At 71.6% G+C, this 14,437-nt stretch carries 12 protein-coding genes; 8 read left to right on the top strand and 4 right to left on the bottom strand.

Going from position 1 to position 14,437, the window contains the following annotated elements; all coding sequences use genetic code 11:
* Positions 1–108 precede the first annotated feature (108 nt).
* The gene (locus tag ACZ6PY_RS26570) at positions 109–555 is read right to left on the bottom strand and encodes a DUF5318 domain-containing protein (protein WP_262285027.1); all 447 of its coding nucleotides are present in this window, start codon (positions 553–555) and stop codon (positions 109–111) included.
* Positions 556–729: 174 nt separating this feature from the next.
* Between ACZ6PY_RS26570 and ACZ6PY_RS26565 the strand changes: the two genes are divergently transcribed.
* Complete coding sequence (locus tag ACZ6PY_RS26565) at positions 730–1,368, top strand: PadR family transcriptional regulator (RefSeq protein WP_262285026.1); 639 nt, start codon at positions 730–732, stop codon at positions 1,366–1,368.
* A gap of 24 nt (positions 1,369–1,392) precedes the next feature.
* Positions 1,393–2,472, top strand: coding sequence for an inositol-3-phosphate synthase (locus ACZ6PY_RS26560; protein WP_091264990.1), 1,080 nt, complete (start codon positions 1,393–1,395; stop codon positions 2,470–2,472).
* Between the two features lie 62 nt (positions 2,473–2,534).
* Here ACZ6PY_RS26560 and ACZ6PY_RS26555 read toward each other — a convergent pair whose 3' ends face one another.
* Complete coding sequence (locus ACZ6PY_RS26555; RefSeq protein WP_466076641.1) at positions 2,535–3,014, bottom strand: methylated-DNA--[protein]-cysteine S-methyltransferase; 480 nt, start codon at positions 3,012–3,014, stop codon at positions 2,535–2,537.
* A gap of 70 nt (positions 3,015–3,084) precedes the next feature.
* On the opposite strand from ACZ6PY_RS26555, the gene ACZ6PY_RS26550 reads away from it, so the two are divergent.
* Genes ACZ6PY_RS26550 through ACZ6PY_RS26535 form a run of 4 tightly spaced genes read left to right on the top strand, consistent with a single transcriptional unit; the run spans position 3,085 to position 6,773 of the window.
* Positions 3,085–3,594 (top strand): SigE family RNA polymerase sigma factor, encoded by a 510-nt coding sequence (locus ACZ6PY_RS26550; RefSeq protein ID WP_466076637.1) that lies wholly within the window; start codon positions 3,085–3,087, stop codon positions 3,592–3,594.
* The gene (locus tag ACZ6PY_RS26545) at positions 3,591–4,682 is read left to right on the top strand and encodes a TolB-like translocation protein (protein WP_466076633.1); all 1,092 of its coding nucleotides are present in this window, start codon (positions 3,591–3,593) and stop codon (positions 4,680–4,682) included. Before ACZ6PY_RS26550 ends, ACZ6PY_RS26545 begins: the two co-directional genes overlap by 4 nt.
* Before the next feature lie 17 nt (positions 4,683–4,699).
* Positions 4,700–5,242, top strand: coding sequence for a hypothetical protein (locus ACZ6PY_RS26540; protein WP_466076628.1), 543 nt, complete (start codon positions 4,700–4,702; stop codon positions 5,240–5,242).
* Between the two features lie 25 nt (positions 5,243–5,267).
* Positions 5,268–6,773 (top strand): flotillin family protein, encoded by a 1,506-nt coding sequence (locus tag ACZ6PY_RS26535; RefSeq protein WP_466076625.1) that lies wholly within the window; start codon positions 5,268–5,270, stop codon positions 6,771–6,773.
* A gap of 58 nt (positions 6,774–6,831) precedes the next feature.
* On the opposite strand, the gene ACZ6PY_RS26530 is transcribed toward ACZ6PY_RS26535, so the two are convergent.
* Positions 6,832–8,877, bottom strand: a complete 2,046-nt coding sequence (locus tag ACZ6PY_RS26530; RefSeq protein ID WP_466076620.1) for a S8 family serine peptidase — start codon at positions 8,875–8,877, stop codon at positions 6,832–6,834.
* A 178-nt stretch (positions 8,878–9,055) separates the two neighbouring features.
* Positions 9,056–10,516 carry a CCA tRNA nucleotidyltransferase gene (locus ACZ6PY_RS26525; protein ID WP_466076617.1) on the bottom strand — a complete coding sequence of 487 codons (1,461 nt, stop codon included), beginning with the start codon at positions 10,514–10,516 and terminating at the stop codon, positions 9,056–9,058.
* A 132-nt stretch (positions 10,517–10,648) separates the two neighbouring features.
* On the opposite strand from ACZ6PY_RS26525, the gene murJ reads away from it, so the two are divergent.
* The gene (gene murJ / locus ACZ6PY_RS26520) at positions 10,649–12,388 is read left to right on the top strand and encodes a murein biosynthesis integral membrane protein MurJ (RefSeq protein ID WP_466076614.1); all 1,740 of its coding nucleotides are present in this window, start codon (positions 10,649–10,651) and stop codon (positions 12,386–12,388) included.
* A 429-nt stretch (positions 12,389–12,817) separates the two neighbouring features.
* Positions 12,818–14,428: a protein kinase family protein gene (locus ACZ6PY_RS26515; RefSeq protein ID WP_466076611.1), complete on the top strand. Its 1,611-nt coding sequence runs from the start codon at positions 12,818–12,820 to the stop codon at positions 14,426–14,428.
* Positions 14,429–14,437: the final 9 nt, after the last annotated feature.

Raw genomic sequence — 14,437 nt, 5'->3', positions numbered from 1 at the left:
CGCGCCCGGGCGCAGGCGTCAAATCCGACCTATTCGGATCAATCAGACCTAGTGGCTGTCGGTCGTCCCGCCCTGGGGTCGGGCCGGGATCGAGCGGGACAGCCAGGTTCACCGTTGCGCCTCTCGCCTTCGCCGAGGGGTGGAGCCGGTCGCGGTCTCCTGCTCCACCGTGTCATCCGTGCCGCCGGCCAGCCCGTCCCGGCCGAGCAGGAACTGCTCGACGAGATGGTTCCAGTCGCAGCCGGGGCACACCTCCACCACGAACACCTGGAACTCACGCAGCGTCATGGCCAGGACCGGCAACTCCGCCCGGGTACGCGCCTGGCCGGCCGACTGCTTGAGTTCGTCGCCGTAAATGTAGTGGACGTGGATGAGGTTCTCACTGCGGCAGATCGGGCAGCGCTCGTCGGTGGGCTCGCCGTGGAAGCGGGCGGCGTTCTTCAGGTACGGCGAGGCGTCGCAGACGTCGTAGGTGCCGATCCGCCCGGTGAGGAGTTCACGCAGCACCGCTCGCTTCTGGAGCGAGTAGTCGACGACCTGGCGCTGCGTACGCATGCGGGAAAGGGTACGCGGTCCGGCGGGGCGAGGCGACCATCGTCACGATCCGTGACGGCAGAACCTCGGATTCAGGGGTTTGCCCTGATCACGCGTCTCCGCTAACGTGCGATGTATCGGTTCGATACATCGCGGCGGTTACCGCTCCGCGCCGGGGGTAAGAAGGGATGGCCCGTGCTCGAGTTCGCCATCCTGGGTCTCCTGCAGGAGGCTCCGATGCACGGCTACGAGCTGCGCAAGGAGTTGACCGCCAAGCTCGGCGCGATCCGGGCGGCGATCAGCTACGGCTCGCTCTACCCGACCCTGCGCCGGTTGCAGGCGGCGGGATGGATCACCGAAGCCGCCGAGACACCCGCCACCGCCGAGGAGGTTCCCGCGCTGACCAGCCGACGCGGTCGGGTGGTCTACACCATTACCGCCGAGGGCAAGGAACGCTTCGCCCAGCTCATAGCGCAGGCTGGACCCGAGACGTACGACGACACGGGCTTTGGCGTGCACTTCGCGTTCTTCGCCCGGACCGACCAGGCCACCCGGCTCCGGATCCTGGAAGGTCGTCGTCGAAAGATCGAGGAGCGTCGCGAAGGCCTTCGTGACGTGCTCGGCCGGGCGGCCGAGCGGCTCGACGCGTACACCCTGGAACTGCAACGCCACGGGCTCGACGCCTGTGAGCGCGAGGTCCGCTGGCTGGAGGAGCTCATCGCCAACGAGCGCTCCGGCCGGGCCCCGACGGTCCCCCAACCCGGGACGGCCGGCGGCCGAGGAGAAAACGACAGCCCGCCCCCGCCTGGAGAGTCCAGGACGAAGCGGCCGTGATGAAAGAAGAAGGAGGCAGACGTTATGGGCTCCGTCCGCGTCGCCATCGTCGGTGTGGGTAACTGCGCCTCGTCCCTCGTGCAGGGCGTGGAGTACTACCGGAACGCCGACCCGAACGACCGCGTCCCGGGTCTCATGCACGTCACCTTCGGCGACTACCACGTTTCCGACGTGAAGTTCGTCGCGGCGTTCGACGTGGACGCCAAGAAGGTGGGCATGGACCTCGCCGAGGCCATCGTGGCCAGCGAAAACAACACCATCAAGCTGTGCGACGTGCCGCCGACCGGCGTCACCGTGCAGCGCGGCCCGACCTTTGACGGTCTCGGCCAGTACTACCGCGAGATCATCGAGGAGTCGGACGCCGAGCCGGTCGACGTGGTCCAGGCGCTGCGCGACGCGCAGGTCGACGTGGTCGTCTCCTACCTTCCGGTGGGCTCCGAGCAGGCCGACAAGTTCTACGCCCAGGCTGCCATCGACGCGGGCTGCGCGTTCGTGAACGCCCTGCCGGTCTTCATCGCCTCCGACCCCGAGTGGGCGAAGAAGTTCGAGGACGCGGGCCTGCCGATCGTCGGTGACGACATCAAGAGCCAGGTGGGCGCCACCATCGTCCACCGCGCCCTGGCGAAGCTCTTCGAGGACCGCGGTGTCGAGCTGCTGCGCACGTACCAGCTCAACTTCGGCGGCAACATGGACTTCATGAACATGCTGGAGCGCAACCGCCTCGTCTCGAAGAAGATCTCGAAGACCCAGTCGGTGACGTCCCAGATCCCGCACGAGATGCAGAAGAGCGACGTGCACATCGGCCCGTCCGACCACGTGCCGTGGCTGGACGACCGCAAGTGGGCGTACATCCGCCTGGAGGGTCGCTCCTTCGGTGACACCCCGCTGAACGCCGAGCTCAAGCTCGAGGTGTGGGACTCGCCGAACTCGGCCGGTGTCATCATCGACGCCGTCCGGGCCGCGAAGATCGCGCTGGACCGGAAGATCGGTGGCCCGATCCTCTCCGCGTCCTCGTACTTCATGAAGTCCCCGCCGAAGCAGTACGCCGACCACGACGCGCACGCCGCCGTCGAGGCGTTCATCGCGGGCGAGGTCGAGCGCTGACGCGCTGAGCACACCGAAGGAAGGCCGGGTCCCCGCGGACCCGGCCTTCCTCGTTCGGTACGTCAGGACCAGGCGCGGCGCAGCGCCACGGCCGCCTCGAGTTCCAGCAGGGTCACCTTGCGTGGCAGCCCGCCGCCGAAGCCCACCAGCTTGCCGCCCGCCCCCACGATCCGGTGGCAGGGCACGATCACCGGGATGGGGTTGCGGTTGCAGGCCACCCCGACCGCCCGGGCGGCGCCCGGATCCCCGACCGCCTTCGCCACCTCGCCGTAGGTCTTCGTCTCCCCGTACGGGATGAGGGTCATCTCCCGCCAGACCGCGCGCTCGAACTCCGAGCCCCGCGGCGCCACCACCGGCACGGTGAACCCGGTCAGCTCACCGGCGAAGTACGCCCGCAGCTCGGCCACCGCCCGCCGGGCGACCTCGTCGCCCGGCTCGTCGGTCGCCGACGCCACCCGGCCGAAGTGCGCCCCGCGCACGGCGTCGGCGTCGGTGCCGACGGAGAACTCCCCGATCGGCGAGTCGAGAACGGTCCAACGCATGTCGCCCATTGTCCCGCGCCATGAGGCAAAGTTCCTCCCGCCCCGGGCGTCTGAGCTACGGAGGTGGGCGGTGGCAGAGGTCGACGGGGAGTTCACCGCGTTCGTCAACGAACGAGGAGCGGCCCTGCTGCGCGTCGCGTACGCGCTGGCCGGGAACCAGCACGCGGCGGAGGACCTGCTCCAGAACGCGCTGGCCAAGGCGTACGCCCGCTGGCCGCGCATCCGCGGTGACGCCGAACCGTACGTGAAACGGATCCTCTACCACGACCAGGTCTCCGGTTGGCGGCGCCGGGCGCGGCGCCCGGAGGTGCCGGTGGCGGACGTGCCGGAGCGGGCGGCGCGCGGCGAGGACAGCGATCTGCGGCTGCTGCTGCGGGACGCGCTGCGGGCGCTGCCGCCCCGGCAGCGGGCCGTGCTGACCCTGCGCTACCTGGAGGACCTGAGCGTCGAGCAGACCGCCGAACTGCTCGGCTGCCGCACCGGCACGGTGGCCAGCCAGAGCGCCAAGGCCCTGGCCAAGCTCCGGCAGCTGGTGCCGGGCCTGGACGAGCGGACCAGCCGAGCGGAGGTGACCCGATGAGCATGTCGCTGGACGAGACCCTCCGGGCGGCCGTACGCGACCTCGCGGACGACGCCGGCCCCGCCCCGGATCTGGCCGCCCGGGCGCTTGGCCGTGGTCGCCGGCTGCGCCGCCGGCGGCGCGTGACGGCGGCCGCCGCCGCCCTGGCCGCGGTGGCCGCCGTGACGCTGCCGTTCGTGCTGCTCCGGCCCCGCCCGGTCCCACCCCCGACGACACCACCCGTGACCGCCACCCCGTCGCCCGCGATGCGGCCCACCCCGGGTGCGGACTGGGCCGGGAAACCACTGGCGCTGCCCGGAGACTGGGTGGTGACCCGGGCGCAGGGCGCCGGCGGCTCCGGCGGCGGAGTCCTGCTCGACCGGAAGCGAGGTCGCTACTTCAGCACCGACCGCTATGACGGCATCTTCCCGGCACCCACCGGCACCCTCGTCGCGGTGCGGGACGACGACCGGCCCCGGGAGATCGGCCTGTTCGACCTCTCCAGCGGAACGACCCGCTGGTACGAGGTGGGCCGGGCGCTCTCCGTGCCGCGCTGGTCACCGGACGGGCAGCGGCTGCTGTTCACCACCCACCAACTGGACCACTTCGGCTTCATCGTGCTGCACCTGGACGGCACCAGACAGACCCACCCGGTGGGTCTCCTGGGCTGGCCCTGCGCCGACACCTGCGAGTTCACGTGGATGCGGGACGGCCGGGAGGTGGCGCTGACGCTGAGCAAGCGTCGCTCGGAGAGCCAGCCCCGGGATCTCGCCAAGGGCGTACAGCTCCTGTCGGTGGACGACGGCCGGCCCACCCGGCTGGTGACCATGCCCGGCGGGCCGGTCGGTCCGGACGCCTGGTCGCCGGACGGAAGGCTCGTGGTCGTCCAGGGCCTGACCGAGCCGCTGCTCGTGGAGACGGCGACCGGCCGGGTGGTGAACCCGCTGCCCACCGCCGACGTCGTCTGGGTCACCGGCGACCGGCTGCTCTACCGGCGGCCGTACGGGTCGCGGGACTTCGTGCTCGCGGACACCTCAGGTCGGGAACTGGTCCGTCAGCCACTGCCGAAGCAGCTGGTCGATCTTGAGGTGACTGTCGCTCCACGCTGACCGTTCAGCGGTCGTTGATGTTGCACGGCATCGATACCGTGCAGGTCGTGGCCACGGGGACGCTCATCTTCCTGATCATCGGCGGGGTCGGGGTCGGGGTGCTGACGCTCGCCCTGCTCGGGTCGGGTGTGCTGCACCTGGGTCATCCGGACGTCGACGGGCCGGTGTCGCTGGAGGCGGTCGCCGGATTCACCGGCGCGTTCGGCTTCGGCGCCGCGATCGTCAACGAGCTGCTCGGTGGGCGTACCCCCGCGATGATCGCCGCGGCGGTGGGCGGCGGCGCGCTCGCCGCCGTGCCCACCGGTTGGCTGGCGGCCCGGCTCAGCCGCGCGGCCCGGAACATGCGCACCGACGCCACGCCGACGCGGGACGACCTGGCCGGCGCCATCGGCCTCGTGGTGACCCCGGTCCCCGCCGGCGGCTACGGCGAGGTCCGGGTACGCCTCGCCGGTCAGCCGGTCAAGCTCAACGCCCGCGCCGACCATCCGATCCCGGTCGGCGCCCGGATCTTCGTGGTCGAAGCGCTCAGCGAGACCAGCGTGCACGTCGAGACCTACTGACTCCCCAGCACAGACGGGAACTCCCATGCCCCTGCTCGTCGCCATCGGCGGCGCGGTCCTCCTCGCCGTCGTCCTCGTCCTCTTCGTGCTCTCCCGGATCAAGGTGGCCGGCCCCAACGAGGCCTTCATCGTCACCGGCCGCAAGGGCCGCACCACCCAGACCGCCGACGGCGGACGCTCCACCGACATGTCCGGCCAGAAGGTCGTGCTCGGCGCGTCGGTCTTCGTGCTGCCGGTGGTGCAGAAGCTCCAGTCGCTCGACCTGTCCAGCCGGCGGATCGACGTCGGCATCAAGGGCGCGGTCAGCAAGCAGGGCATCCGTACCGACCTGCACGGTGTGGCGATCGTCAAGGTCGGCGGCACCGAGGACGCCATCCGCGCGGCCGCCCAGCGCTTCCTGCACCAGCAGGACGAGATCGAGGACTTCACCCGGGAGGTGCTGGCCGGCGCGCTGCGCTCGATCGTCGGCCGCCTCACCGTCGAGGAGGTCATCCGGGACCGGGCCGCCTTCGCCAGCGCGGTCGCCGAGGAGGCCGAGCACTCGATGACCAACCAGGGCCTGGTGCTGGACACCTTCCAGCTCCAGGACATCCTGGCCGAGGGGTCCTACCTGGCCGACCTGGGGCGGCCTGAGGCCGCCCGGGTGCTCAAGGACGCCGCCATCGCCGAGGCGCGGGCCCGGCAGCAGGCCGAGCAGGAGCGGCTGCTCGCCGAGGAGGCGATCGCCGAGGCCAACCGGAACCTGTCGCTCAAGCAGGCCGCCATCCAGGCCGAGATCGACGCGGCCAAGGCGAGGTCCGCGGCGGCCGGCCCGCTCGCCCAGGCCGAGCGGGACCAGGCGATCCTCTCCGAGCAGCAGAAGGTGGCCGAGCGCAACGCCGAGCTGAAGCAGCGCCAGCTCGACACCGAGGTGCGCAAGCCGGCCGACGCGGCCCGCTACAAGGTCGAGCAGGAGGCCGAGGCGTCCCGCAACGCGGCGGTGCTCAACGCGGACGCGCAGCGGCAGGCCACCATCGCCGCCGCCCAGGCCGCCGCCGAGCAGGCCCGGCTCACCGGTGAGGGCGAGCGGGCCCGGCGGGCCGCGCTGGCCGAGGCGAACGCGATCGAGGGCGCCAAGGAGGGTGAGGCGGAACAGCGCCGGCGTTCGGCCATCGCCGAGGCGGTCGAGCGCGAGGGTCAGGCGGAGGCCGCGGCCATCCTGGCCAGGGGCCAGGCGGAGGCCGACGCGATGGCCCGCAAGGCCGAGGCGTTCGCCGCGTACGGCGAGGCCGCGGTGCTGGACCTGCTGGTGAAGGTGCTGCCGCAGGTGGTCGAGGCGGCCAGCGCACCGATCGGCGCGATCGACAAGATGACAGTCATCTCCACCGACGGCGCGTCGTCGCTGACCAAGTCGGTCGCCGGCAACGTCGCCCAGGGGCTCCAGCTGGGCAGCGACCTCACCGGCATCGACCTGGCCGGGCTGCTCGCCAAGCTGGGCAGCGCGCACACGAACGGCAAGAACACCGTGGACGGCACCACGGTCACCCCGTGACACGACGGCGCCCGCCGGTTCCCCTGCTGGGGTCCGGCGGGCGCCGTTATGTGAACGGTCAGATGACCGCGACGACGAACTTCTCGCCGATGCCGAGACCCAGGGTCTCGGGGTTGTCCCAGTCGATGGTGCGGCTGGAGATGAGCTCGCTGGCGCCGGTGCTGCCGGCGGTGACCGCCTGCCCGTCGATGTCCGCCCGCAGGTAGACCGAACCGTCCGGGTTGTAGTCGAGGAAGTCGAACGTCTCCCACGGGCCGATCGCGGCGGACCGGGCGATCAGCGGCTTCGCGCCCGCGCTCTCCGCCGTCACGAACTTGCCGTTCGCCAGCGACCGGATGCCGACGTAGCCGTCGCCGGCGCTGACGATCTCGAACTTCTCCCAGGCCCCGACACTGGCGGACCGGGCGATCAGCGGCTTCGCGCCCGCGCTCTCCGCGGTCACGAACTTGCCGTTCGCCAGCGACCTGATGCCGACGACCGGGGCGGAAGCGTCGAAGTCGAACTTCTCCGCCGTGCCGATGGTGGTCTTGCTGGCGATCAGCGGGGAGGTGGTGCTCGGCGCGGTGACGTACCTGCCGTTGATTGTCGCCTTCAAGCTGATCGTGCCGTCGGTGTTGTCGACGATCTGGAAGGTCTCCCAGGCGCCGATCGAGGCGGACCGGGCGATCAGCGGCTTCGCGCCCGCGCTCTCCGCGGTCACGAACTTGTTGTTGGCCCGCGCCCGCAGCCCGACCAGGCCGGTGCCGGCGTCGACCACGTCGTACTTCTCCCACGCCCCGATGCTGGTGCCCCGGGCGATCAGCGGCTTGGTGCCACCGCTCTCCGCGGTCACGTAGCGGCCGTTGACCCGGGCCTTCAGGCCGTACGAGGCCCGGGCCGTCGGGACCGTTCCGACGTGCAGGAGCCGGTCGACGGAGCCCATCGTGTCGTGCACCGCGCCGCCCACACCGGTGGTGACGACGGAGTCGCGCACCTGCTGCGGGGTCCAGGTCGGGTGCGCCTCCAGTAGCAGCGCGGCGGCGCCCGCCACGTGCGGGGAGGCCATCGAGGTGCCGTTCATCGCCACCGAGCCGTCGGTCGTGCCCATCTTCGCGGAGACGATGCCGGTGCCCGGCGCGAACGTGTCCAGGCAGCGTCCGTAGTTGGAGAACCAGGCCCGGAAGTCCACCTGGTCGGTGGCGCCGACCGTGATGGCCGCCGGCACGTTCGCCGGCGAGACGCCGCAGGCGTCCTGCCAACTGTTGCCGGCGGCGACCGCGTAGGTGATGCCGGAGGCGATCGAGTTGGTGAGCGCCTCGTTGACCGCCTGGTCGGTGCCGGGGAAGCCGAGGCTCATGTTCGCCACGGACGGCCCGGTGGCGTGCGTGGTGACCCACTCGATGCCGGCGATGACCTGCTCGCTGCTGCCGCTGCCCTCGCAGTCGAGCACCCGCACGGCGACGAGGCTGACGTCCTTGGCCACGCCGTACTTCGTGCCGCCGATGGTGCCGGCCACGTGCGTGCCGTGGCCGTCGCAGTCCTGGGCCACGTCGTCCTGGTCGACGGCGTCGTAGCCGTTACTGGCCCGCCCGCCGAAGTCCTGGTGGGCGATGTCGATGCCGGTGTCGATGACGTACGCCGTCACACCGGCCCCGGTCGCCGGGTAGGTGTAGACGCCATTGGCCTTCGCGGTGGTCTGGTCGATCCGGTCCAGACCCCAGGACGGCGGGTTGCTCTGGCTGCCGGTGGCCGACCAGCGCTGCACCTGCTGGACGTACGCGACGTCCGGGTCCGCGGCGAGGCGCTCGGCCTGCCGGCGGTCCATGCTGGCGGAGTAGCCGTGCAGCGCCTTGCCGAACACCCGGCGGACGGTGCCGCCGTGCTCGCCAGCGAGGGCCGACGCGGCGGACCGCACCTTCGCGGCACTGGCCTTGCCGTCCTTCAGGACGACGATGTAGCGGCCGGGGACCGCCTCGGCCGCGTCGGCGCCCCGGACCGGGGCACGCTTCGGGCCGGCCGGATCGGCAAGCGCGGGGCCGCTCGTGGCGGCGCACATGATGGAGGTTGCCGAGGTGAGGGCGAGCCCCACCAGGGCGGAGCGGCGCAGCGCGCCGTGGCTTCTCACTGAGAGTTCTCCCCGTGTCCGGCGACCGTCCGAACCGGACGGGCGGATGCGATCAGAACCGCCTCACCCCTGGGAGCGGGAGGCCGGTGATGACCGACATCATGCGGGACACATCGACCCTCGCGCGTCAACCGTTCGGTCGACACGCCGGCGTATCGTCGTCAGCGGGCCGCCGGCGTCAGCCGAGGACGCCCTGTTCGCGGGCCCAGCGCAGCAGTTCGGCCTCGGCCTCGTCCCGCTCCAGCGGGCCGCGTTCCAGCCGCAGCTCCTTGAGGTACTGCCAGGCACGCCCGACGACCGGCCCCGGCGGCACACCGAGCAACTCCATGATCGCGTTGCCGTCGAGATCGGGTCGGACCCGGGCCAGGTCCTCCTCGGCGGCGATCCGGGCGATCCGCTCCTCCAGCGCGTCGTAGTCGGCCGCGAGCTGGGCCGCCTTGCGCCGGTTGCGGGTGGTGCAGTCGGAGCGGGTCAGCTTGTGCAAGCGGGTCAGCAGGTCACCGGCGTCGGTGACGTACCGCCGGACCGCCGAGTCGGTCCACTCGCCCCGGCCGTACCCGTAGAAGCGCAGGTGCAGGCCGACCAGCTTGACCACCTGGGAGGTCACGTCCTTGGGGTACCGCAGCGCCTTCATCCGGGCCTTCGTCAGCCGGGCGCCGACCACCTCGTGGTGGTGGAAGCTGACCCGGCCGTCCGGCCCGACCGCCTTGGTCCCCGGCTTGCCGACGTCGTGCATGAGCGCGGCCATGCGCAGCGCGAAGTCGCAGCCGTTCTCCTCCATCGACATGGCGTTGGCGACCACGGTCAGCGTGTGCTCGTAGACGTCCTTGTGCTGGGCGTGCTCGTCGATCTCCAGCTTGAGCCCGGTCAGCTCGGGCAGGAAGCGCTCGGCCAGCCCGGTGTCGACCAGCAGCCGCAGCCCGGTGATCGGGTCGGCGCCGCAGAGCAGCTTGGTGAACTCGTCCCGGATCCGCTCCGCGGTGATCCGGTCCAGGTCGGCGGCCATCCGGGTCATCGCCGCGCGGACGTCCGGGTGGACCGTGAAGCGCAGCTGGGCGGCGAACCGGGCCGCGCGCAGCATCCGCAGCGGGTCGTCCCGGAACGACTCCTGCGGCGTGCCGGGCGTACGGATGATCTTCGCGGCCAGGTCGGCCAGCCCGCCGTACGGGTCGGTGAACCGGTGGTCGGGAACGCTGACCGCCATGGCGTTGACGGTGAAGTCCCGGCGCTTGAGGTCGTCGACCAGGTTGGTCCCGTACTCGACGACGGGATTCCGGCTGACCTGGTCGTACGCCTCCGCGCGGAAGGTGGTGATCTCCAGCCGGAGCCCGTCGCGCTGGCAGCCGATGGTGCCGAACTCCCGCCCGGTCTCCCAGATCGACTCGGCCCAGCCCCGGATGACGCGGATGGTCTCGTCCGGGTGGGCGTCGGTGCAGAAGTCCAAATCGTCACCGAGGCGACCGAGCAGGGCGTCGCGGACCGAACCGCCCACCAGGTGCAGCTCGTGACCGGCCTGGGCGAAACGTCGGCCCAGCTCGTCGGCGACCGGCGAGACGCGGAGCAGTTCGGCGACGGCGTTGCGCTGCGCGGCGGTCAGGTCGCGGCGGTCGGCGGCGTGGGAGGCGGAGACTTCGGACATGGGATCGCCAGCCTATCGGTCCCGGACCGCATCTCCTGCGCCGGGCGCGGGTAACGGGTCGAGGTTGACTAAGGTCTCGGTTGGGCGGGACCGGCGAGGCCCGGCTCTGACGTACCCCTTGGAGGCTGGTAGATGAGCGGCGGGCTCTACCGCAGCGCGAACGCGCACGGCGACGGCCTGCCGCCGGACGACGGTGCCACCTTCATCTCGGCGGAGCCGCTGAACCAGCCGGGGGTCGAGGCGACCGCGCCGCCCCAGGAGGTGGTGGCGGAGACCAGCGCCGCGGCCAACAGCGCGGTGATGGCGGTCGGCAGCCTGGTCAGCCGGGGCACCGGCTTCGTCCGCAACCTGATGGTCGGGGCGGCCCTGGGCAACCTCGTGGGCAACGTCTTCACCACCGCCCAGTTCCTGCCGAACCAGGTCTACGAGTTCCTGCTCGGCGGCGTGCTCACCAGTGTGCTGATCCCGGTGCTGGTCCGCCGCCGCAAGACGGACCCGGACCGGGGTGAGGCGTACGCCCAGCGGCTGCTGACCCTGGCGGTGCTCGCCCTGGCCGCCGCCGCGCTGATCGCCATGGCCGGCGCGCCGGTGCTCACCGCGCTGTACGCCAGCGGCAAGAACGCGGACTACACGGGCCTGGTCACGAACCTGTCCTACCTCATGCTGCCGATGCTGTTCTTCACCGGCCTGAGCGCGCTGATCGCCGCGGTGCTGAACACCCGGGGGCACTTCGCCGCCCCGATGTGGGCGCCGATCCTCAACAACCTGGTGGTCATCGGCGCTTTCGGCCTCTACATCCTGATCTACGGCGCGGAGGCGATCCGGCCGGAGGACATGGGCTGGGGGCAGATCCTGCTCGTCGGCGGCGGTGCGCTGCTCGGCGTGGCGGTCCAGGCGGCGGGCCTGCTGCCGGCCCTGCGCAAGGTCGGCTTCCGGTGGAAGCTGCGCTTCGACTTCCGGGAGCTGGGGCTGCGCGAGCTGGCCCAGCTCGGCGCGTGGATGTTCTGCTACGTCGCGGTCAACCAGCTCGGCCTGTTCGTGGTGGTCAACCTGCTCACCCGGGCGGCCGGCGAGGACAGCGCCGGTCTGCTGATCTACAACAACGTCTTCCTGCTGCTGATGATGGCGCACGGCATCATCGCCGTCTCGATCATCACCGCGCTCATGCCCCGGATGAGCGGGGCCGCCGCCGACGGCCGGTTCCACGACCTCACCGCCGACCTGTCCCGGGGCACCCGGATGGTCACCGCGGTGCTCGCTCCCGTCGCGGTCTGCTACGCGGTGCTGGCCGGCCCCATCTCGGTGGTGGTCTTCCGGTACGGCGCCTTCACCGGCGACAACGCCGTGGCCACCTCGACCGTGCTGCTGGTGGCGGCGGTCGGCCTGGTGCCGTTCTCGATCAGCCAGCTCTTCACCTTCGCCTTCTACGCACTGCCGGACACCCGCACCCCCGCCCTGGTCAACATCCCGGTGGTGGCCCTGCGGGTGCTCCTCCAGGTGGGCCTCTACCTGGCCTTCTCGGCAACTTTCGCGGCGGCCGGCATGATGCTCGGCAACGCGATCTCGTACGTGGCGGCGGCGGTCGTCTCGGCGCTGTTGCTGCGGCCCCGGGTGGGCCGGATCGGGCTGGGCGGGATCATGCGGACCATGGGCCGGGTGGTGCTCGCCGCGCTGGGTGCCGCGCTGGTCGGCCTGCTCGTGGTGAAGGTGCTTCCGGGCGACCCGGCGCACCTGAGCTGGCTCGCCGCCGCGGCCCAGCTGGTGATCGGCGGTGCGGTGATCGGCGTGACGTACCTCGGGCTGGCCATGGTGCTGCGCATCGGCGAGATCACCGAGGTGGTCGGTATGGTCCGCCGCCGGCTCGGGCGATGACCTCGACCAGCGCCGATGACGGACGGTGAACGACGATCACCAGCCTGGGGATACGGCTGTGGATAACTCAGGGTTCCCCCGCCCAATGGGCCTCTCGGCCTGTGGACAACCAACCGTACGGCTGAGGGTGACCGGCCGGAGCAGGGGAAATCCCGTCGCGTCACGGAGGCCGCCACACCGGTGCGCCCCTGCGCCGACTACTTGCCGTCAACATCTAGATTGGGCGTGCGTGTCCCAGCGACGTGGCCCGACCGGGCCGTTACCCGGCCGATCCCCACGGTCACTGGCGTCCCGCCGACTCCGGCGGGAAGATGACATGTCGGAGAACCGGGCATCCCGGGTAAGGTCACTCTCGACGGGCACGGCGGGTGCCGACGCGGGCGTCGACACCGGTCTGCCGGTTCCAGCCAAGGCAGAGCGGGAAGCCACATGCCCAGCAGCACGGGTCCATCGATCGACACGATCACCGAGGGAGGACGGGTGACCCAGGTCGGCGAGGGTCAGGAGGCGGAGGAGACCTCTCCGCCGGTCGCGACCTTCGGTGCTCCCGCGGTCGGTGAGGTCCTGGCCGAGCGGTATGAGCTGGTCGAGCACATCAACAACGACAGCGCGGGCCGGCTGGTCTGGCGCGGGGTCGACGTCGTGCTGCGCCGTCCGGTCGCGGTGGTCCTCCGCTACCCGGGCGGCGATTCCGCCACCGAGATGCTCCAGGCCGCCGTCGCGGCCAGCCGGGTGATCCACCCCAACCTGGTCGGCGTCTACGACGCGATCGACGAGGCCGACCGGGCCTACGTGGTCCGCGAGTGGGTGGACGGGCAGTCGCTGCGCGAGCTGGTGACCGCCGACGGTCCGCTGGACCCGGCCCGCGCCACGGCCATCGGCAGCGCCGTCGCCAGCGCCCTCGCCGCCGTGCACGCCACCGGCATGGTGCACGGCAACGTCCACCCCGGCACCGTGATGATCAGCGACGACGGCCGCGTGGTGCTGGCCGACGCGCGCACCGACGGGGCCGACAGCCAGGAGAACGACCTGCGGGCGGTCGGCGGGGTGCTCTACTTCGCCCTGACCGGCCACTGGCCGCACGGCGAGGCCCCGCTGCACGGCGCCACCGCCGGCCACGGCCGGGCCGCCCTTCCCGACGCCGTCCGGGATGCCGGTGGCGCCATCGCCGCGCCCCGCCAGGTGCGCGCCGGGGTGCCGGCGTACCTCGACGACCTCACCATGGACCTGCTCGACCCGGAGATCGCCCCGCCCTCGTCCGACGTCCTGTCGGCCGAGCTGAACCGGCTCGACATCCCCGCCGACGAGCACTTCCTGGAGCAGGCCGGTCCGCTGCGCTTCACCGCCGACACCGAGGACGAGCCCTCGCCGCTGGCCGCGGCGGGCGGCCGGAAGGTCGCCCTGGGCATCGCCGCGCTGCTGGCGGTGGCCCTGGTCGGGCTGCTCATCGGCATCAGCGCCCTCGGCGACGACAAGGACTCGGGCAAGGAGCCGGTGGCCCAGCCGTCCAGCAGCGCGCCTGCCGGCGGCACCAGCGTGCCGGCGGCCCCGGTCCGCAAGCTCAACATCCAGGACGTCCGGATCATCGACCCGGACAGCCGGGACCGCGCCGAGGTCCGGGACGCCGAGAAGGTCATCGACGGCGACCCGAACGAGGGCTGGGAGACCCAGAGCTACCGGAACAACGGCAAGTTCGGCGGCCTGAAGGACGGCATGGGGATCTGGATCGACCTCGGTGCCCCGCACACGGTCAAGGCGATCCAGGCCACCCTGTCGTCCACCGGCGCCTCCGCCGAGCTGCGCGCGGGCAAGAAGGAGTTCCCGTCCAGCTCCTCGGGTGACACGCAGCTCGTCGCCGCCTACACCGAGCGCATCGGGCAGCCGTTCGAGGACCACGACGGCACCACGATGGTCTTCGACGGGTTCAACCCGGAGGAGAAGTACCAGTACCTCCTCTTCTGGATCACCGAGCTGCCGGAGAAGGAGGGCGGCGGCGGCTGGAAACTCGGCGTCCAGGAAATCACGGTCCAGGGCTCGTGATCCGTACGC

This window comes from Micromonospora sp. NPDC048907 (assembly GCF_055586885.1).
This window is presented reverse-complemented; position numbering and strand designations above follow the sequence as displayed.